Genomic DNA, 19,128 nt, shown 5'->3' with positions numbered 1-19,128 from the left:
GCTGAGAAGGAGCACCCCATGACCAAGACGATGCTGCGTGCGCTGCGGGGCGAGACCCTGCCCACGCCCCCGATCTGGCTGATGCGTCAAGCCGGCCGTTACCTGCCGGAATACCGTGCGACGCGGGCCGAGGCGGGCGACTTCCTCTCGCTGTGCTACAACCCCGAGCTGGCCGCCGAGGTGACGCTGCAACCGATCCGCCGCTATGGCTTTGACGCCGCGATCCTGTTCGCGGACATCCTGCTCCTGCCGCAGGCGCTTGGGGCGGATCTGTGGTTCGAGACGGGCGAAGGCCCGCGGATGTCCACGATCACCGACATGGCCGGGGTCGAGGCGCTGAAGGGCAAGGATGAGATCCACGAGAAGCTGGCTCCGGTCTATGAGACCTGCCGCATCCTCGCCCGCGAACTGCCCAAGGAAACCACTTTCATCGGTTTTGCCGGGATGCCCTGGACGGTCGCGACCTACATGATCGCGGGCCGCGGCTCGAAGGACCAGGCGGCTGCGCACAAGCTGAAGGACACCGACCGTCCGGCCTTCGAGGCGCTGATGGACCGGATCACCGAGGCCACGATCGAATATCTCTCGAAGCAGGTCGAGGCCGGCTGCGAGGTGGTCAAGCTCTTCGACAGCTGGGCCGGATCGCTGAAAGGTCAGGACTTCGAGGATTTCGCGGTCGCCCCGGCGAAGAAGATCATCGCCGAGCTGAAGGCGCGTCATCCGGGCCTGCCGATCATCGCCTTCCCGCGCGAGGCGGGCGAGGGCTACATCGGCTTCGCCGAAAAGACCGGCGCCGATTGCGTGGCCATCGACAACTCGGTCAGCCCGGAATGGGCCGCCGAGAACGTCCAGAAGGGCAAGAGCTGCGTGCAGGGCAACCTTGACCCGAAATACATGATCACGGGCGGCGACGAACTCGTGCAGGCCACGAAGCGCGTGGTGGAGGCGTTCAGGAACGGCCCGCACATCTTCAACCTCGGCCACGGCATCACCCCCGAGGCCGACCCCGAGAACGTGACGCTGCTGATCGAGACGATCCGCGGCAAATGATCCCTCGGGGGCGGCTCACGCAGGCTTGAGCCGCCCCCCGTTGCCTCGGCCCCACGTCCGCGACAGGGTAGCCCTTCCCTCTCCCGGAGTTGACCCATGCGGCCCTCCCGCAGATCCCTGTCTGTCCCCTGCATCGCGCTGGCGGCGCTTCTGCCGATGCTGCCCGCCGCGGCACTCGCCAAGCCCGAAGCCTGTCTGACCTCGCTGGAAGGCTTTCCGACCGCCCTCGCCTACGATACCGGGGACGAGGAGGTGCGGGCCAACCGCTCGATCCGCGAGAGGTGGCTGGGCGGCTATGGCAGGATCACCTGCCCCGGCTATGTGACGCTGCGCGCGATGACCCCGGGGCTGAATGACCGCGAACGGTCGGTCTTCTGCCTGCAGTTCGATCGCGAGGCGAACACCTACACCGGCTTTGCCGAGGGCAAGCGCGACGCCTACCTGCATTGCGCGAAGCCGTCGGGGGCCTTCTGCGAGAAGGTGAATGCCTCGGCCGAGACGGCCGGCAAGGTCGCGGGCGCGGCGGGCAAGGCGCTGAACGGGGTCCGGGCGGTCGAGAACAGCGCGGGCGCCGTGGTGCTCTCGGGAACGACCGGATCGGTTTCGGCGGCGCTCTCCAACCTGGGCGCGACGGCCCTTGCCACGGTCACCGCCCCGGCCGCCCTCACGGCCGCCGCTGTCACCGTCGTGGCGGTCGGCGGCGCGGTCTATGTCTGCAGCGAGTAGACCGCCCCGCCGGTGGCGCCGCCTCTGTCAGATCCACTTGGCCAGCGGCGGCAGGCTCATGAGCACGGCGTTGGCATCGTGTCCGGTCTCGAGGCCGAACTTCGTCCCGCGGTCATAGACGAGGTTGTATTCCGCATAGAGCCCGCGATGGATCAGCTGCGCCTCGCGGTCGGCCTCGGTCCAGGGGGTGCCCATCCGCCTCTCGACGAGGGGCACGAAGGCGGGCAGGAACGCCTCGCCCACCGCGCGGGTGAAGGCGAAGTCCGCCTCCCAGTCGCCGCTGTTCAGGTCGTCGTAGAAGATCCCCCCGACGCCCCGCGCGCGGCCGCGGTGGGGAATGAAGAAATACTCGTCGGCCCAGGCCTTGAAGCGGGGATAGTAGTCCGCCCCGTGCGCCTCGCAGGCCCGGCGCAGCGTGGCGTGGAAATGCTCGGTGTCCTCGGGATGGTCAAGGCAGGGATTGAGGTCCGAGCCGCCGCCGAACCACCAGGCGTGCGGGGTCCAGAACATGCGGGTGTTCATGTGGACGGCGGGCGCGTGCGGGTTCTGCATATGCGCCACGAGGCTGATGCCCGAGGCCCAGAACCGCGGATCCTCGGCCATGCCCGGCACACCGCGCGCGGCCATCGCCTGCTGCGCCCGCGCCGCCAGCGTGCCGTGGACGGTCGAGACATTCACGCCCACCTTTTCGAACACCCGCCCGCCGCGCAGCACGCTCATCAGCCCGCCGCCCCCCGCCTCGCGGGTGGTCTCGGTCACCTCGAACCGGCCCGGCGCCGGATCGGTGGGAGAGCCGCCCGCCGCGGCATCCTCCAGCCCCTCGAAGGCCGCGAGGATCCGGTTCCTCAGCTCGCGGAACCAGTCGGCGGCCCGTGCCTTCTGCCCGTCCATCGCATCATTCATGCATCCCTCCCGCAGCTTTGTGCTCAGGGCTAGCAGCTTTCCTGCCAGCGATCCAGAAAAGGCGGCTCAGAATCCTCTGGCGCGGCGCCGGGAATGGATTAGCTTCAGCCTCATGAAACATGCCGCGCTCCTCCTACTGCCCCTGCTTGCCGCCTGCGCCACACCGCAGGAGCGGTGCCTCCTGCAGGCGACGCGCGATCTGCGCGTGGTGGACGAGCTGATCCAGGAGGGAGAGCGCAATCTCGCCCGCGGCTACGCGATCGAGGAAGTGACGGATTACCGCACCGAATGGGTGCAATGCCGTCCGCCGATCGTCCGCTACAGGCCCGACGGCCGGCGCGTGGTCTATCCCGCGCGGCACTGTTTCGATCAGGTGCCCTACACGGTGCGCCAGCCGCGCGCGATCGACCTCGCGGCCGAGGCCCGCACCCTTGATCAGCTCAAGCGCAAGCGGGTCGAGCTGGCCCGGACGGCCGGCCCGGCGGTCCAGCAATGCAAGCTGATCTATCCCGAGACGAACTGACGGCGGGGCCCCTGCGCCCGCCGGAACGCTCTCAGTGAACGGGGGCCAGGGCCGGGTCGATCAGGCTGCGCCCCCCGTCCAGCGTCACGACCTGCCCGGTCATGAAGGCCGCCGCGTCCGAGGCGAGGAACTGCACCGTCTCGACGATCTCGGCCGGCGAGGCGATGCGCTTCATCGGCGTGCGCTCGGTGATCTGGGCGCGCATCGCCGGGCTGTCCTTCAGCGCGGTCTGGAGGCTCGCGCTCATGACCGAGCCGAAGGAGACGGCGTTGACGCGGATGCCCTTGGACGCCAGCGCCACGGCCATCGAGCGGGTCATCTGCTCGACCGCGGCACAGCTGATCGAATAGGCCAGCAACTCGGGCTGGGTGCGGATCGCGGCAATCGACGACAGATTGATGATCGAGCCGACCTGCGTGGGCTTTTCCTCGCTCTTTTCCGCGCGCGCGATCATGCGTTTGGCGGTCATCTGGGTGAGGCGCAGGCCGGTCAGCAGGTTCTGCTGCAAGAGCAGTTCGACCGCGTCCTCCTCCATGCAGAGCGGGTCCGAGAGCGCGATCTGCCGGCTGGCGTTCACGAGGATGTCCACCCGGTCGAAGGCGTCCATCGTGGCCGAGAGCAGGTTGGTGATGGTGAGCTTTTCGCGCAGGTCGCCGGCGAACATGCGCACGGGCCCCTCGCTGCGGGCCTCTTCGCCGATCTGGTCGGCGAGGCGCTCTTCGTCCATGTCCACGAACATCACGTTCGCGCCCTTGTCCACGAAATGCCGGGCCACGGCGAGGCCGATGCCGGCGGCGGCTCCGGTCACGATGGCGGTCTTGCCGGAAATGACGAGCGACATGCGAGGCTCCCCTTATGCAGATGTGCCGGCCGTGCGTTGCGGTCGCGCGGCACGGACGATGCGGAAGGCGGCATCGCCGCTGATCTCCTCCACCTCGCGGAAGAGGGCGCGGAGACCGCGGTCATAGGGCAGATGCCGGTTGGCCACCAGCCAGAGCACGCCGGACGGGGCCAGAAGCCGGGCCGCCGCCTGCAGGAAGCCCATCCCGAGCGTCGGATCGGCCTCGCGCGTGGTGTGGAAGGGCGGGTTGCAGACCACCACATCGGCCGGTTTCGACAGGCGGAAGCGCGTGGCGTCGGCCCAGTGGAAATGGGCGCGCTCGTCAGTGATGTTCAGCCGCGCGCAATCCAGCGCCGCATGCTCGGCCTCGACCAGGTCGATCCGCTTCACGGCCCGCCGCTCGAGCACCGTGCGCGCGAGGAAGCCCCAGCCCGCGCCCAGATCCACCACCCGGCCCGAGAGATCGGGCGGAAGGGCCTCGAGCAGAAGCTGCGAGCCGCGGTCGGGCGCATCGGCCGAGAAGATGCCGGGAAGGGTGCGGAAACCGCCTGCAATCTCGGCCGGACGCGCCGCCCAGTCCTCGAGCCCCGGCTCGGCCGCGAAGGTGAAGAGCTTGCCATGCGCCTTGGAGAGCGTCGCCGACACGGCCAGACGCTCGGCCAGATCGCGCCAGACCGCTTCGATCCCGTCGGTCTTCTGCCCGTCCACGACGATGAGCCCGCCCGGCTCGACCGCGGCGGTGGCCTCGGCCAGCAGCGCCCGCGCCTCGGCCCGCGCGCGCGGCAGGCAGACGACGGCGGCCGCATGGCCCGAACCGCCCGCCACGGCCACGCGGTATCCCTGCGCCGCGAGCGCATCGTGATCGGGCCGGAAGCCCTGCACCAGCAGAAGCCGGTCCTTCGGCAGCGCCGACAGATCATCGGCCGCGCGCGGACGATAGACGACGATGCTGCCCGCGTCGGGCAGCACGACCGCGCCGGTTTCCAGCGCCAGTGTCAAGCGGGCAGATCGCATCCGCAGGCCCCGGGGCCTATTCCTTTTCCATGGTGCACTGGAGCGGATGCTGGTGGCGCCGCGCGAAATCCATCACCTGGGCCACCTTGGTCTCGGCGACCTCGAACGAGAAGACGCCCACCACCGCCAGCCCCTTCTTGTGGACGGTCAGCATGATCTCGAAGGCCTGCGCATGGCTGAGGCCGAAGAACCGTTCGAGCACATGGACGACGAACTCCATCGGCGTGTAGTCGTCATTGAGCAGCAGCACCTTGTAGAGAGGCGGCCGCTGCGTCTTGCTGCGGGTCTTGGTCAGGATGGACGTGTCGTCGCCGGTGCCGCCCGTCTTGTCGGACATCTGAAGCGGACGAAGTTTCAAGATCGTGGCTCCTGCCGGTGGGCGGATTCGCGGTTTGCGAGAGAGAAACAGTATAGTCGGTTTTCATCCGTCGGAAAGGGGCGGACATGACGCGGAGAGGCTTGCGGCCGGGGGGGCTTGCGGCTTAATCCGGCTGCGACGGGAGGGGCTATGGACCGGCGCATCACCACCATCGCGTTCGACGCGGACGACACACTCTGGCAGAACGAGGCCTTCTACCGGCTGACGCAGGAGCGTTTTGCGGCCCTGCTCGCCGACCATGTCGAGGCGGGCCGGCTGCATGACCGGCTGCTCGAGGCCGAGCGGCGCAACCTCGGCCACTACGGATTCGGCATCAAGGGCTTCATGCTGTCGATGATCGAGACCGCCATCGAGGTGACCGAGCAGCGGGTTCCGGCCGCGGTGATCGGCGAGATCATCGCCGCAGGCCAGGAGATGCTGGCCCACCCGATCGAGCTTCTGCCCCATGCGCGTCAGGCCGTGGAGGTCCTGGCGGCCGATTTCCGTGTCATTCTTGTCACGAAGGGCGATCTTCTCGACCAGGAGCGGAAGCTCGCCCAGTCGGGGCTGGGAGAGATGTTCGACGCGGTCGAGATCGTTTCGGACAAGAACGCGCGCGTCTATGACCGGATCTTCCGGCAGCACGGCGACGGACCGGAGCGCGCGCTGATGGTGGGCAACTCCTTGAAATCCGACGTTCTGCCACCGATCGAGGCCGGGGGATTCGGCGTGCATGTGCCCCACGGCCTGACCTGGGCGCTGGAACATGCCGATCCGCCCGACGGGCACCCGCGGTTCTTCACGCTGCCGGACCTCGCCGGGCTGGCCTCGCTCATCGAGACCCTTAACGAGAATCCGCCGTAACTTGAAGTTCTTGACCGGGCGCGCCCCACTTTTGCCACAGACGTTAAAAAGGCTGGCGAAAGCCCTTGAAATGGAGGGGTTTTCCTGAATCGCCTCCTGTGCTAGCGTCGGGTCAAATCATAAGATCCCCGGACTGCGTAAACCGGCGGAAACGAGGCAGACAGAAGGACAGGCGACGTGACATCGCAGCTGGGGCAGTACGTCCGGAAAATGCTATTCGTGGTCGCAGCCGTGGTGGTTGCAGCGCAGTCGGCCGTTGCCGCGCCCTACGCGGCCATCGTCATGGATGCGCGAACGGGCGAGACGCTTTACGAGACCAACGCCCGCACGCGCCTGCATCCGGCGTCATTGACCAAGATGATGACGCTCTACATCACCTTTCAGGCCATCCAGCGGGGCGAAATCTCGCTCGACAGCATGGTGACGGTGACGAAGAACGCGGCAGCGGAACCCCCCTCCAAGCTGGGCCTGAAGAGCGGGCAGCGCATCGCGCTCCGCTATCTGATCCGCGCCGCCGCCGTGAAGTCGGCCAACGACGCCGCCACCGCGATCTGCGAGGCGGTGGGCGGCTCCGAGGCCGCCTTCACCGAAAGGATGAACCGGACGGCGAAGGCCATCGGGATGACCAACTCGACCTTCAAGAACTGCCACGGCCTCACGGCCGAGGGTCATCTGTCCACCGCCTATGACATGAACATGCTGGGCCGGCGGCTCTTCTTCGATTTCCCCCAGTATTACAACATCTTCTCGCGCCGGACGGCGGATGCGGGCGTGACCACGGTCTCGAACACCAACAGACGTTTCCTCGATGCCTACAAGGGCGCGGACGGGATCAAGACCGGCTACACCTCGCCCGCGGGCTACAACCTGACCGGCTCGGCGCAGCGCGGCAACAAGCGCATCATCGCCACGGTCTTCGGCGGCAAGAGCACCGCCCACCGCAACGCCAAGATGGCCGAACTGCTCGACCTCGGCTTTCGTGAGGCGCCGGCGAACGCCAAGGTCCGCAAGCCGGCCCCGATCGACACCAATGCCCTTGCGATCGCCTCGGCTCAGGCGGCCCAGCAGCCGCCGCTCGAGATGGCGTCGCTGACACGGTCTCCGCGGCCGCAGGCCCGGCCGGGCTCGTCCGCGGCCATCGCGGCGGCCGCCGTGGTGAACTCGATGCAGGGCGGGATCGAAAGCGCGCTGGCGCAGGCTTCGGCCGAGGATGTGGTGGCGATGCAGGTGGCGCAGGCGGTTTCGTTCGAGGGCGAGGGCTCCGATTCGGGCATCGCACCCCGCAGCCGCCCGGCGATGCAGCTGGTGGCTGCCTCGCCGGTGCCCACCTCACCCGAGGTGATCACCCGCATGTCCACCTCGGGCGGGCGCCACTGGGGCGTGAACGTGGGCCGTTTCCCCTCGCGCACGGCGGCCGAGCGGCAGCTCATGCAGATCGCGCTGGCCGAGACCGGCACCCTCGCCGAGGGCCTGCGCAAGATCATCGACCGCCCCGGCGGGTATGATGCGAACTTCATGGGTCTCACGCAGGACCAGGCCGATCTCGCCTGCCGCCGCCTGCAGGCCCGCGCCATCCAGTGCTTTGCCATCGGCCCCTGAGCTCACAGCCGACCCTCCAACAAAAGGCCCGCGAGGTGACTCGCGGGCCTTTTGCCATGCGCCTCTGGTCCGCCCCTATTGCCGGGGCTGATCGTCGTAATCGGTCTTGAGGATGCGGTTCGCGTCGCCTTCCGGGTCGTCATACTGGCGCGACTTCAGCGACCAGAAGAAGGCGGCCAGCCCCAGCCCCCCGAGGAAGAGCGAGATGGGGATGAGGTAGGCAAGAATGTCCATCACTTCACCCGCAGCGCATTGAGCGAGACGCTGATCGACGAGAGCGACATGGCCAGCGCCGCAGCGAGCGGCGTGGCGAGGCCCACCAGCGCGATCGGAACGGCCACCACGTTGTAGAGGCCCGAAATGGCAAAGTTCTCGCGGATCCGCCGGGTCGCCTTGACCGCGATCCGGGCGGCATCGGCGATGGGCGCCATGTCCTTGCCCAGAAGCACGATGTCGGACGCCACCCGCGCCGCATCGAGCGCCGAGGCCGGCGATATCGACACATGGGCCGCCGCCAGCGCCGCCGTATCGTTGAGCCCGTCGCCCACCATCAGCACGCGCCGCCCCTCGGCCGTGAGGTCGGAAACGCGCGCGGCCTTCTCGGCCGGAAGCTGGCCCGACCGCCACTCCGCAATCCCGAGCCGGTACGCCAGATCCGCCACGGCGCCTTCGGTGTCGCCCGAGAGCAGCAGGATGCGCTTGCCCTGCCCCGTCAGCGCGCGCACCGCCTCTTCGGCGCCGGGCCGGAGCCGGTCCGCGAAGGTGATGGCGCGGGTGGCGCCCGAGATCGAAAGGTAGGTGGCGGTGACCGGCTCGGGCGCGGCACCGACCCATTCGGCGCGGCCGAGGCGGACGGTGCGCCCGCCGTGACGCCCCTCGACGCCGAAACCGGGCACCTCACGCAGGTCGGTGACGTGGGCGGGGCGCAGGCCCATGTCCCGCGCGGCCGCCGCCAGCGCCGTGGCGAGCGGGTGCGACGAGGCCCCGGCCAGCGCCGCCGCCACCTCCAGTTCGGCCCGCGCGAGCGTCGCCAGATTGGTGGGTTGCGGCGTGCCCAGCGTCAGCGTGCCTGTCTTGTCGAAGACGACCGTATCCACCTCGGCCAGACGCTCGAGCGCGGTCCCGTCCTTGATCAGCAGCCCCTTGCGGAAGAGCCGCCCGCTCGCCGCCGTCACCACGGCGGGCACCGCCAGACCGAGCGCGCAGGGGCAGGTGATGATGAGAACCGCCGCCGAGATGTTGATCGAGGTCCGCAGGTCGCCGTTCGTGATCCACATCCAGACCCCGAAGGCGCTGAAGGACAGCAGATGCACCAGCGGCGAATAGAGACGCGAGGCGCGCTCGGCCAGCGAGGTGTATCGGGTCCGCGCGCTCTCGGCCACCGCCACCAGATCGGCCATCCGGTGCAGCGAGCTGTCCCGGCCGGCCGCCGTCACCCGCAGGGTGAGCGGGCCGGTCAGGTTGACCTCGCCCGCCGAGACGACCGTATCCGGGCCCGCCGGGACCGGCAGGCTTTCGCCCGTCAGAAGCGAGCGGTCCAGCTCGGAAAAGCCCTGCGTCACGACGCCATCGACCGGCATCCGCCCGCCCGGACGCACGCGCACCAGATCGCCGGCGGCCAGCTCGGCGATGGGCACGGTGACTTCCTCGCCGTCCCGCAGGAGCGTCGCGCGCGGCACCTCGAGCGCCGCCAGTTCCTCGGCCGCCGATCGCGCCACGGCGCGGGTGCGATGGTCGAGATACCGCCCGGCCAGAAGGAAGAAGGTCAGCATCACCGCCGCGTCGAAATAGGCGTGGTGACCCGAGTGGAAGGTCTCGAACAGCGAGATCGAGGAGGCGAGGACGATGGCCAGCGAGATCGGCACGTCCATGCCGAGCCGCCCGGCCCGGAGCGAACGCCACGCGCTGCGGAAGAAGGGTTGCCCCGCGAAGACGACCGTCGGCAGGGCGATCGCCGCCGAGATCCAGTGAAACAGGTCGCGCGTCGCGGCCTCGGCCCCCGACCAGACGGCCACCGAGAGCAGCATGACGTTCATCATCGAGAAGCCCGCCACGCCCAGCCGCATCAGCAGGTCGCGCCCCTGCCGGTCGGTCTCGGTCGCAGACAGCATCCCCGCATCCAGCTCGTGCGCCTCGTAGCCGAGCCGCGACAGGGCCTCGATCAGGACCGGAGCGGTCACTTCGGCCTCGGCATCGACCGACACCCGGCGCAGCGTCAGGTTCACCCGCGCCGAACGGACACCGGGGAGTTTCTCGAGCCCGCCCTCGACCGTGGTCATGCAGGCGGCGCAATGGGCCGTCGGCAGGGACAGCACGAGCCGCCCCGACGCAGGCCCCACCATGGCCGCCAGCCGCTCGGCCGAAGGCGCCGCGAGGCAGGCCGGGCAGGCCGACGCGCCTCCGGCGGCCTCGGCCTGGGGCACGTCCATCCGCTCGACCACCGACATGGTTCAGTTCCGGACGTGCAGATCGAGCCGCTGGCGGAACAGCGTGCCCGATGCGGAGGTGGCCTCGACCCGCAGGATCCATTTGCCGGGCGCAAGCTCCTGCGCCGCGCGGAAGGCGCCGTCGCGGAGGAGGAACTCGGGCCGGCGGTCGTCGCGCGCCTCGGTCGAGCGGCCGATCAGGACGTCGAGCGTATGGACGGCGGCCGGTCGGCCCTCGGCGTCGCGGAAGCGCAGCGTGATCTCGTGGGCGGTGTCGTCATAGTCGGCCGCCAGAGACCAGCCGAGCGCCTGCTGCGCCGTCCGCTCGGCGTCGAAGGTCTGGCTGGCCACGTAAGGATTCTGCACCTCGAGCCCCGGAAAGGTCGAGACCGCCTTGAACGCCATGAGAAGATTCACCGCGATGATGACGCCGAAGGCCCCGACGGTGATGGCCAGAACCTTGCGCCCGGTGATTTCGGCCATGTCAGTTGCCCCTTCCGTTGAAGATCGTGTCGTGATGGACCCGCTGCGCGGCCGAGAGATCCTCGACCCAGAGCCGGACATCGGTGCGCTCGGCCTCGGCAGCCGAGGTGCCACGGTTCGCGATGATATAGACGCGCTGGGTCATGGTCTCGTTCGCGGGAACGGTTACCACGGAACCCGGCACCCCCTCCAGCGAAAGGGCGAGATCGGCGGCGCTGGTCACCGAGATCTGATAGTCGCGCGCCTCGCCCTGCTTGTTGCGCAGCCGGACGTCGTAGGTGTTGCGGATCGACCCGTCGGAGAGCGTGACGAAGATCGGGTTGCGCAGCGGCGTCACGTTGATGTCGATCGGCGAGCGCAGGAAGAGGGCCACGACGAGCGCCACGCCCACCCCGCTCCAGAGGGCGGTGTAGAACAGGGTCCGCACCCGGAAGATGTGCCGCCAGGCGGACCGGGCCGGCTGGCCCGCACGCTCGGCGCGTTCGTCGGTCAGCGCGAGGTAGCCGATCAGGCCGCGCGGCTTGCCGATCTTGTCCATCACCTCGTCGCAGGCGTCGATGCAGAGCGCGCAGGTGATGCAGGCAAGCTGCTGGCCATCCCGGATGTCGATGCCCATCGGGCAGACGTTCACGCAGGCCATGCAGTCGATGCAGTCGCCCTGCGTCTCCGAGACCGGCTCACCCTTCTTGAGCTTGCCGCGCGGCTCGCCGCGCCATTCGCGGTAGGCGACGGTGATGGTCTCCTCGTCCATCATCGCGGCCTGGATGCGCGGCCAGGGGCAGGCATAGATGCAGATCTGCTCGCGCGCGAAGCCGCCGAAGGCGAAGGTCGTGGCGGTCAGGGTCGCCATCGTGATGTAGGCGACGGGATGGGCGTTGCCGGTCACGAGATCGACGAGAAGCGTCGGCGCATCGGTGAAGTAGAACACCCAGGCCCCGCCGGTGGCGAGGCCGATCAGCAGCCAGAGCGTCCATTTCGTAAGATATTTCCGCGTCTTCTCTAAGTCCCACCGCTGCCGCAGCAGGCGGATGCGCGCGTTGCGGTCGCCTTCGACCCAGCGTTCGACGAGGATGAAGAGATCGGTCCAGACCGTCTGCGGGCAGGCATAGCCGCACCAGACGCGCCCCGCGGCCGAGGTAAAGAGAAAGAGGCCAAGTCCCGCCATGATCAGCAGGCCCGCCACGAAGTAGAATTCGTGCGGCCAGATCTCGATCATGAAGAAGAAGAAGCGCCGGTTCGCGATGTCGACGAGGATCGCCTGATCGGGAAGGCTCGGGCCACGGTCCCAGCGGATCCAGGGCGCGATGTAGTAGATCCCCAGCGTCACGGCCAGGATCCACCACTTGAGAGTGCGGAACTGGCCGCTCACCCGCTTGGGGAAGACAGGCTCGCGCTTGGCATAGAGGCTGGACGTTTCGGTATCGGGGCTGGTCACGACGGACTCCGGCTTCGTGGATGTTCCGGGTGCTATCAGACAGGACCGCCATGGCAACTTGACATCGGTCAAAATTACGCATCCGTGATGCATCATTCACGGCAGGGACAGGCCCTCCATCTCCCGCTCTGGGGCATGGGAGGCGCCGACCCTCCGCACTCGGAACGCGTGAACTGAACCGAGGGCCGGCGTCGGCCCGGGAGATCATCCCCCCGGGCCGCTTCAGCACCACTTACTCGCCGCCGCCGAGGCCGTGGACATAGATGGCCACCGACCGGATGTCCGCTTCGGACAGGCGGTTGTTCCAGTTGGGCATCACGCCGAAGCGCGCGTAGGTCACCGACTCGGTGATCGTCTCGCGGCTTCCGCCATAGAGCCAGATCGCGTCCGTCAGGTTCGGGGCGCCCACGTCGCGGCTGCCGGTGCCATCGTCGCCGTGGCAGGCGGCGCAGTTGTCGAGGAAGACCGTCGCGCCTTCGGTGGCAAGAGCGGCGTCATGCTCCTGCCCCGAGATCTGCAGGACATATTCGACCACCTGCGAAAGCTGGGTGTCATCCAGCAGACCGTCGGCGCCGAAACGCGGCATCTCGGAATAGCGCGCGTTGTCGTCGGTCGTGTTGCGGATGCCGTGCGTGACGGTGGTGTGGATCGACTCGATGTCGCCGCCCCAGATCCAGTCGTCGTCGAGCAGGTTGGGATAGCCCTGCCCCTGCACGCCCGCCGCCCCCGAGCCGTGGCACTGCACGCAGTTGGTGCGGAACACGGCCGCACCGGCGTTGGTCGCGTACTGGACCAGATCCGGGTTGGCCGCGATCTCGGTCAGCTCCGTCTCGACGAGCCGCGTGCGGATCTCGGCATTGGCGTCGGCGTAGGCCTGGATCTCGGCGGCCACATCGGCCCGCGTCGATTGGCCGAGAAGCCCCTTGGTGGCGTCGTTCACCAGCGGCCAGGCCGGGTAGAGGATCGAATAGCCGATCGCCCAGATGATGGTGACATAGAAGGTCCAGAGCCACCAGCGCGGCATCGGATTGTCATATTCCTCGATGCCATCCCAGGAATGGCCCGTGGTCGGCGGCTCGCCCGGCTTCTGTTTCGTCGGTTTCACACTCATTTCCTCGCCTCCTCGGACGACGACTCCGGGTCGTCATCGGCGGGTTTTGTCTCGTGACGGAAGATCGCGTTGGCGGCGTCCTCATGGTGCTTTCGGCTTCTCGGACGCCAGGCCCAGAACACCACGCCCACGAAGAAGAGCGTCATCACGACCAGCATCCAGCTGTCCGCAAAGCCGCGCAGCAGGCTGTAGGTCTCCATGCCCCGCCCCTTTACCGGCTGTCGTCAGGCGTGAAGGTCGAGAAATCGACCATCGTGCCCAGCACCTGCAGGTAGGCGATCAGCGCGTCCATCTCCGTCAGCTGCGGCTGGCCGTCGAAGTTGCGCACGGCGGCCTTGCCATAGCGCTCGAGCAGCCCGTCGCTGTCACCCAGCGGATCCGCCTGCACCCGGAAATCGGCAACCGCGGCTTCCATCATCTCGTCGGAGTAGGGCACGCCGACGATGCGGTGCGTCGCCATCGTGTCACGGATGTAGCGTCCGTCGATCACTCGGTTCGAGAGGAAGCCGTATTTCGGCATGATCGATTCGGGCACCACCGACTGCGGGTCGGTGAGGTGATCGACGTGCCACTCGTCCGAGTAACGCTCGCCCACGCGGGCGAGGTCCGGGCCGGTGCGCTTGGAGCCCCACTGGAACGGGTGGTCGTACATCGACTCGGCCGCAAGGCTGTAGTGGCCATAGCGTTCGAACTCGTCGCGCATCGGACGGATCATCTGGCTGTGGCAGACATAGCAGCCTTCGCGGATGTAGATGTCGCGGCCGGCCAGCTCGAGCGGGGTGTAGGGGCGAACCCCTTCCACCTTCTCGATCGTGTTCTCGAGATAGAACAGCGGCACGATCTGGACCAGGCCGCCGATGGTCACCACGAGAAAGCTGAAGATCAGCAGCAGCGTGGCGTTCGTCTCGAGGATCTTGTGTTTTGCAAGGATACCCATGGTCCCCTCCGTCACTCAGCGGGAACCGCCGTGGCGCGCACCACCCGGGCGGGGGCGGACGTCACGGTTTTCCACATGTTGTAGCACATGATCAGCGCACCGACGAGGTAGAGCACCCCACCGAGACCCCGCACCACGTTCATCGGGAACTTGGCGGCCACCGTGTCGGCAAAGGCGTTCACGAGGAAGCCGTTCGCATCGACTTCACGCCACATCAGCCCTTCCATGATCCCCGAGACCCACATCGACGAGGCGTAGAGCACGATGCCGATGGTCGCGAGCCAGAAGTGCCACGAGACGAGGCTGAGGCTGTAGAGCCGTTCCTTGTTCCAGAGCTTCGGCGTCAGGAAATAGAGCGCACCGAAGGTGATCATGCCGTTCCAGCCAAGCGCGCCGGAATGGACATGGCCGATGGTCCAGTCGGTGTAGTGCGACAGCGAGTTGACGGCCTTGATCGACATCATCGGGCCTTCGAAGGTGGACATGCCGTAGAAGCCGATCGAGACGACCATCATGCGGATGATCGGGTCGGTGCGCAGCTTGTCCCAGGCGCCCGAGAGCGTCATCAGGCCGTTGATCATGCCCCCCCACGACGGCATCCACAGCATGATCGAGAAGACCATCCCGAGCGTCGAAGTCCAGGTCGGCAGCGCCGTGTAGTGCAGGTGGTGCGGACCGGCCCAGATATAGAGGAAGATCAGCGCCCAGAAGTGCACGATCGACAGCTTGTAGCTGTAGACCGGACGCTCGGCCTGCTTGGGCACGAAGTAATACATCATGCCGAGGAAGCCCGCGGTCAGGAAGAAGCCCACGGCGTTGTGGCCATACCACCACTGCACCATGGCGTCCTGCACGCCCGAGAAGACCTGCACGGATTTCGAGCCGAAGAACGAGACCGGCACCGAGAGGTTGTTGAAGATGTGGAGCATCGCCACGGTGACGATGAAGGCAAGGTAGAACCAGTTGGCCACATAGATGTGGGGCTCCTTGCGCTTGATGATCGTCCCGAGGAACACGGCCAGGTAGCAGACCCAGACGATCGTCAGCCACCAATCGAGATACCACTCGGGCTCGGCATATTCCTTCGACTGGGTCGCCCCCAGCAGATAGCCCGAAGCCGCGAGCACGATGAAGAGGTTGTAGCCCCAGAAGACGAACCAGGCGAGGTTGCCGCCCCACAGGCGCGCCGCCGAGGTCCGTTGCACGACATAGAAGCTCGTCGCGATCAGGGCGTTGCCGCCGAACGCGAAGATCACCGCGGACGTGTGCAGGGGACGCAGACGGCCGAAGTTCAGATAGCCTTGCGCCCATTCGAAGTTGAGCACCGGAAAGGCCAGCTGGAAGGCGATGAAGACCGCCACGAGGAAGCCCACCACACCCCAGAAGGCCGTCGCCACCACACCGTAGCGGATGACGCCGTCCATGTATTCGGTCTGGAGCGCGGGCTTGGGACGGATCTCGTCCCCCACCCGGCGCACCTGCCACAGAAAGAGACCGCCGGCCACCAGCATGACCGTCACGGCGTTGACCAAATATGCCAGGTCGCGCGCATAATTGGCTGCGATCGCGGCGCACAGCGCGATCACGCCGAGCGCGACCAACTTAACGTAATCCCACATCTTGCGTCCCTTCGTCTTCGCTAGGCCGACTCCCCCGGCCGATGCTTATCGACAGGCCGTGTGTGGCGGCATGTCGCGGAATGTGCCTTGATCCATGTCAACGGTTTCGGTCCTGATACTTGATCAGCATCAAGGAACAAAGCCCCATTCGATCACACATTCGAGGCGGATGCTCATCGGCTGGAGGTAGTGAAATGGCCTATAAATCCTTGTTGACGGTGGCCACCTCGCCCGACCGGGTCGAGCCGGCCATCTCGGTTGCGTCGCGGCTCGCCCTGAACGAGGACGCGCACCTGGACGTGCTGGCGCTTGGCATCGACGGAACGCAGGTGGCCTACTACAACATGGGCGGCACGGCGGTCGTGCTGCAGATGGCGCTGGAACGCGCCGAGCACGATGCCCAGGCCGTCGAGAAGGCCGCCACTGCGGCGCTTTCGGGGCAGCCCTCGATGCTGCGCCATTCGGTCGAGACAGCGGTGGCCCAGATGGGCGGGCTGGCCGGTCTCGTCGCGCTGCGCTCGCGCTTTGCCGATCTCGTGGTGCTGTCACGGCCCTACGGCAAGGGCCGGGGTGCCGAATCCGAAGCCGTGGTCGAGGCGGCGCTGTTCGAGGGCCAGGCCCCGGTGCTGGTGGTGCCGGACGATCCCTCGCTCAGCACGAACTTCGGCCGGCGGATCGTGATCGCCTGGGACCAGAGCCGCGAGGCGCTGACCGCGGTGCGCAAGGCGATGCCCTTCCTGCTGCGGGCGGACAACGTGAACATCGTGATCGTGGACCCCGCCGCACATGGCGCCGAGCGGTCCGATCCGGGCGGGGCGCTGTGCCAGATGCTCGTGCGTCATGGCGTGCGGGCCGAAGTGTCGGTTCTGGCAAAGACCCTGCCGCGCGTCTCGGACGTGATCGCGCGCCATGTGCGCGACCAGGATGGCGACCTGCTGGTGATGGGGGCCTACGGTCACTCGCGCTTCCGCGAAGCCATTCTGGGCGGCGCCACCCGAGACATGCTGGAACTGGCCGAGGTGCCGGTCCTGATGGCGCACTGAGGCGCAAGGGACCGCCGGTCGGGCGGGCCCTTCTCAGACGGGAAGGCCGCCGTCGCTGTCGTCGCCCGCCTCTTCCAGAAGGCGGGCGAAGTCGTTCACGATCACATGCCGCTTGCCCTCAAGCGCGATCACCCCGTCGCGCTTGAGCGCCGAGACCTGACGGCTCACGGTCTCGAGCGTCAGGCCCAGATAGTCCGCCATCTCCTCGCGCGTGAGCGGCAGGTCGAAGGTCAGCGGCCCCTTGGCGTCACGCAGCTTAAGCGACGCGTCGCGCCGGGCGATGATGGCAAGCAGGCTCGCGATCTTCTCACGCGCAGTCTTGCGCCCCAGCAGCAGCATCCACTCCCGCGCGGCATCCAGTTCGTCCAGCGTCATCTCGAGCAGCCGCTGCCCGACATGGGGCGTCTTCTGCATCATGTCCTCGAACGGCTTGCGCCGGAAGCAGCACATGAGAAGATCGGTCGTGGCCGTGACATCATAGGCCACCGTCTGCCGGCCCGGACGGCCGACGAAATCCGACGGAAGGAGAAGCCCGACCATCTGCCGGCGGCCATCCTCGAGGGTCTGGGTCAGCGTGGCGATCCCGGTCACGACCGAGGCCACGAAATCCATCTTGTCCCCCGACCAGATCACCGTCTGGCCGGCCTGATAGCTGCGGTAATACTTGATCTGCTCAAGGGTCGTCAGCTCTTCGCTGTCGCAGCGCGCGCAGACGGCGCGATGACGGATCGGGCAGTCGCCGCAGCGGTGGAGGAGGGTTGGGACTTCGTGCAGCGTCATGCTGTTTCCCCGCTTGATCTGAATCAAAGCAATAAACGACTTTCGCACCTAGCGAAAGCCGATGGAGTCGGTTTCTCATCTTGCAAAACTCGGGCTCTTTGACGCGCGGGTTCCACGCTACACGAGCTACCCGACCGCCCCCCACTTTGGCGAAGGGGTGACGCAACAGCTTCATGCGGGATGGATCTCGTCCATTCCTGCCGGAAGTTCAGTGTCCTTGTACCTGCACGTCCCCTTCTGCCGCCGGTTGTGCTGGTTTTGCGCCTGCCGCACGCAGGGCACGAGCTCTGACGCCCCGGTGCGCGCTTATGCCGCAGCCCTCAAGTCCGAGATCGCCCTGATCCACGCGCGGCTCGCGCCGGGGGTGCGCCTGTCGCGGATGCACTGGGGCGGAGGCACCCCCACGCTCCTGCCGCCCGACCTGATCCGCGAACTGGTGCTGGCGATTCGCGACGCCCTGCCCTACGGGCCCGAGACCGAGTTCTCGGTCGAGGTCGATCCGAACGAGATCGACGCCGCCCGGCTCGATGCGCTCTTCGAGGCCGGCATGAACCGCGTCTCGATCGGCGTGCAGGATTTCGACCCGATGATCCAGAAGGCCATCGGCCGCGAACAGGGCCATGACCTGACCCGGCGCCTCACCGAGGATCTGCGCGCCTGCGGGCTCGAGGGGCTCGACATCGACATGCTCTACGGTCTGCCGCACCAGACCCCGCAGGGCATCGCGGCCACGGTGCAGAAGCTGCTGGCGCTTTCGCCCGATCGGGTGGCGGTGCTGGGCTACGCTCATGTGCCCGCGATCTCGCGGCGGCAGCTGATGATCCCCACGGCCGCCATCCCCCGCCCGGAAGAGCGTCTGGGCCTGTTCGAGACCGCGCGCGACCTGATCCTGTGGGACGGCTACCAGCCCGTCGGCCTCGACAGGTTCGCCCGCGCCGGCGATCCTCTGGCCCACGCCCGCGCCTGCGGCCGGCTGCGCCGCTCGTTCGCGGGCTACACCGATGACCGGGCCGAGACGCTGATCGGGATCGGGGCCTCGGCCATATCCCGCTTTCCACAGGGCTTCACCCAGAACGCGCCCAGCACCTCCGATCACCTCCGCGCGATCCGGTCCGGGCGGTTCTCGACCAGCCGCGGCCACGCGCTGACCGACGAGGACCGGCTGCGCGGGCGGATGATCGAGCAGCTTCTCTGCGATTTCCGCATCAGCCGCGCCCAGATCCTCGCCCGGTTCGCCATCACGCCCGAGCGGCTCGAGGCCCTGTTCCGCAGCTGCGCGGCCGCCTTCCCCGGCATGGTCGAGATCACGGGCCACGGGCTCGAGATCACCGACGAGGGCCGCCCCCTCACCCGCATGATCGCCCGCACCTTCGACGCCTACGACCAGAGCCGCAGGCGGCCGGACACGGTCTGAAC

General features: G+C 67.6%; 20 protein-coding genes. 7 read left to right on the top strand and 13 right to left on the bottom strand.

Going from position 1 to position 19,128, the window contains the following annotated elements:
- The first annotated feature begins 18 nt into the window (after nt 1-18).
- Nucleotides 19-1,050, top strand: a complete 1,032-nt coding sequence (hemE, locus tag LV780_RS02455) for a uroporphyrinogen decarboxylase (protein ID WP_011907606.1) — start codon at nt 19-21, stop codon at nt 1,048-1,050.
- 96 nt (nt 1,051-1,146) lie between these two features.
- Nucleotides 1,147-1,776 carry a hypothetical protein gene (locus LV780_RS02450; RefSeq protein WP_101342295.1) on the top strand — a complete coding sequence of 210 codons (630 nt, stop codon included), beginning with the start codon at nt 1,147-1,149 and terminating at the stop codon, nt 1,774-1,776.
- Nucleotides 1,777-1,803: 27 nt separating this feature from the next.
- Here LV780_RS02450 and hemF read toward each other — a convergent pair whose 3' ends face one another.
- The gene (gene hemF, locus LV780_RS02445) at nt 1,804-2,679 is read right to left on the bottom strand and encodes an oxygen-dependent coproporphyrinogen oxidase (RefSeq protein WP_108221556.1); all 876 of its coding nucleotides are present in this window, start codon (nt 2,677-2,679) and stop codon (nt 1,804-1,806) included.
- Nucleotides 2,680-2,791: 112 nt separating this feature from the next.
- Here hemF and LV780_RS02440 point away from each other — a divergent pair, with 112 nt between their 5' ends.
- Nucleotides 2,792-3,202 carry a hypothetical protein gene (locus LV780_RS02440; RefSeq protein WP_011907603.1) on the top strand — a complete coding sequence of 137 codons (411 nt, stop codon included), beginning with the start codon at nt 2,792-2,794 and terminating at the stop codon, nt 3,200-3,202.
- Between the two features lie 31 nt (nt 3,203-3,233).
- On the opposite strand, the gene LV780_RS02435 is transcribed toward LV780_RS02440, so the two are convergent.
- Genes LV780_RS02435 through clpS form a run of 3 tightly spaced genes read right to left on the bottom strand, consistent with a single transcriptional unit; the run spans nt 3,234 to nt 5,394 of the window.
- On the bottom strand, nt 3,234-4,043 hold the full coding sequence (locus LV780_RS02435) for an SDR family NAD(P)-dependent oxidoreductase (protein WP_011907602.1): 810 nt from the start codon (nt 4,041-4,043) through the stop codon (nt 3,234-3,236).
- Nucleotides 4,044-4,055: 12 nt separating this feature from the next.
- The gene (locus tag LV780_RS02430) at nt 4,056-5,057 is read right to left on the bottom strand and encodes a class I SAM-dependent methyltransferase (protein ID WP_108221558.1); all 1,002 of its coding nucleotides are present in this window, start codon (nt 5,055-5,057) and stop codon (nt 4,056-4,058) included.
- 16 nt (nt 5,058-5,073) lie between these two features.
- A complete protein-coding gene (gene clpS / locus LV780_RS02425; RefSeq protein WP_044247789.1) occupies nt 5,074-5,394 on the bottom strand; it encodes an ATP-dependent Clp protease adapter ClpS in 321 nt (106 codons plus the stop codon).
- A gap of 171 nt (nt 5,395-5,565) precedes the next feature.
- On the opposite strand from clpS, the gene LV780_RS02420 reads away from it, so the two are divergent.
- Nucleotides 5,566-6,279: an HAD family hydrolase gene (locus LV780_RS02420; protein WP_011907599.1), complete on the top strand. Its 714-nt coding sequence runs from the start codon at nt 5,566-5,568 to the stop codon at nt 6,277-6,279.
- Between the two features lie 210 nt (nt 6,280-6,489).
- Nucleotides 6,490-7,878, top strand: a complete 1,389-nt coding sequence (locus LV780_RS02415) for a D-alanyl-D-alanine carboxypeptidase family protein (RefSeq protein ID WP_233863873.1) — start codon at nt 6,490-6,492, stop codon at nt 7,876-7,878.
- Between the two features lie 75 nt (nt 7,879-7,953).
- Here LV780_RS02415 and ccoS read toward each other — a convergent pair whose 3' ends face one another.
- The 8 genes from ccoS to ccoN all read right to left on the bottom strand — a co-directional run bounded on the left by ccoS (nt 7,954) and on the right by ccoN (nt 15,889).
- Nucleotides 7,954-8,112, bottom strand: coding sequence for a cbb3-type cytochrome oxidase assembly protein CcoS (ccoS, locus tag LV780_RS02410; RefSeq protein ID WP_011907597.1), 159 nt, complete (start codon nt 8,110-8,112; stop codon nt 7,954-7,956).
- Nucleotides 8,112-10,325, bottom strand: a complete 2,214-nt coding sequence (locus LV780_RS02405) for a heavy metal translocating P-type ATPase (RefSeq protein ID WP_108221560.1) — start codon at nt 10,323-10,325, stop codon at nt 8,112-8,114. Before LV780_RS02405 ends, ccoS begins: the two co-directional genes overlap by 1 nt.
- A 3-nt stretch (nt 10,326-10,328) precedes the next feature.
- A complete protein-coding gene (locus tag LV780_RS02400) occupies nt 10,329-10,787 on the bottom strand; it encodes a FixH family protein (RefSeq protein WP_108221561.1) in 459 nt (152 codons plus the stop codon).
- Nucleotide 10,788: 1 nt separating this feature from the next.
- A complete protein-coding gene (ccoG, locus tag LV780_RS02395) occupies nt 10,789-12,222 on the bottom strand; it encodes a cytochrome c oxidase accessory protein CcoG (protein ID WP_108221563.1) in 1,434 nt (477 codons plus the stop codon).
- A gap of 232 nt (nt 12,223-12,454) precedes the next feature.
- Entirely contained in the window at nt 12,455-13,333 is an 879-nt protein-coding gene (gene ccoP, locus LV780_RS02390) for a cytochrome-c oxidase, cbb3-type subunit III (protein ID WP_108221565.1), read from the bottom strand.
- Nucleotides 13,330-13,533: a CcoQ/FixQ family Cbb3-type cytochrome c oxidase assembly chaperone gene (locus LV780_RS02385; protein WP_011907592.1), complete on the bottom strand. Its 204-nt coding sequence runs from the start codon at nt 13,531-13,533 to the stop codon at nt 13,330-13,332. Before LV780_RS02385 ends, ccoP begins: the two co-directional genes overlap by 4 nt.
- 11 nt (nt 13,534-13,544) lie before the next feature.
- Nucleotides 13,545-14,270 carry a cytochrome-c oxidase, cbb3-type subunit II gene (gene ccoO, locus LV780_RS02380; RefSeq protein WP_011907591.1) on the bottom strand — a complete coding sequence of 242 codons (726 nt, stop codon included), beginning with the start codon at nt 14,268-14,270 and terminating at the stop codon, nt 13,545-13,547.
- Nucleotides 14,271-14,281: 11 nt separating this feature from the next.
- Nucleotides 14,282-15,889, bottom strand: a complete 1,608-nt coding sequence (gene ccoN, locus LV780_RS02375) for a cytochrome-c oxidase, cbb3-type subunit I (protein ID WP_011907590.1) — start codon at nt 15,887-15,889, stop codon at nt 14,282-14,284.
- A 194-nt stretch (nt 15,890-16,083) separates the two neighbouring features.
- Between ccoN and LV780_RS02370 the strand changes: the two genes are divergently transcribed.
- A complete protein-coding gene (locus LV780_RS02370) occupies nt 16,084-16,932 on the top strand; it encodes a universal stress protein (protein ID WP_011907589.1) in 849 nt (282 codons plus the stop codon).
- A 33-nt stretch (nt 16,933-16,965) separates the two neighbouring features.
- On the opposite strand, the gene fnrL is transcribed toward LV780_RS02370, so the two are convergent.
- Nucleotides 16,966-17,712 (bottom strand): transcriptional regulator FnrL, encoded by a 747-nt coding sequence (gene fnrL, locus LV780_RS02365; protein ID WP_011907588.1) that lies wholly within the window; start codon nt 17,710-17,712, stop codon nt 16,966-16,968.
- 61 nt (nt 17,713-17,773) lie between these two features.
- Here fnrL and hemN point away from each other — a divergent pair, with 61 nt between their 5' ends.
- Nucleotides 17,774-19,126: an oxygen-independent coproporphyrinogen III oxidase gene (gene hemN, locus LV780_RS02360; RefSeq protein ID WP_108221567.1), complete on the top strand. Its 1,353-nt coding sequence runs from the start codon at nt 17,774-17,776 to the stop codon at nt 19,124-19,126.
- Nucleotides 19,127-19,128: the final 2 nt, after the last annotated feature.

This window comes from Cereibacter azotoformans, assembly GCF_021391315.1.
GTDB lineage: Bacteria > Pseudomonadota > Alphaproteobacteria > Rhodobacterales > Rhodobacteraceae > Cereibacter_A > Cereibacter_A azotoformans.
Note: the sequence above shows the minus strand (reverse complement) of the source record. Positions and strands in the feature narration are given on the sequence as shown.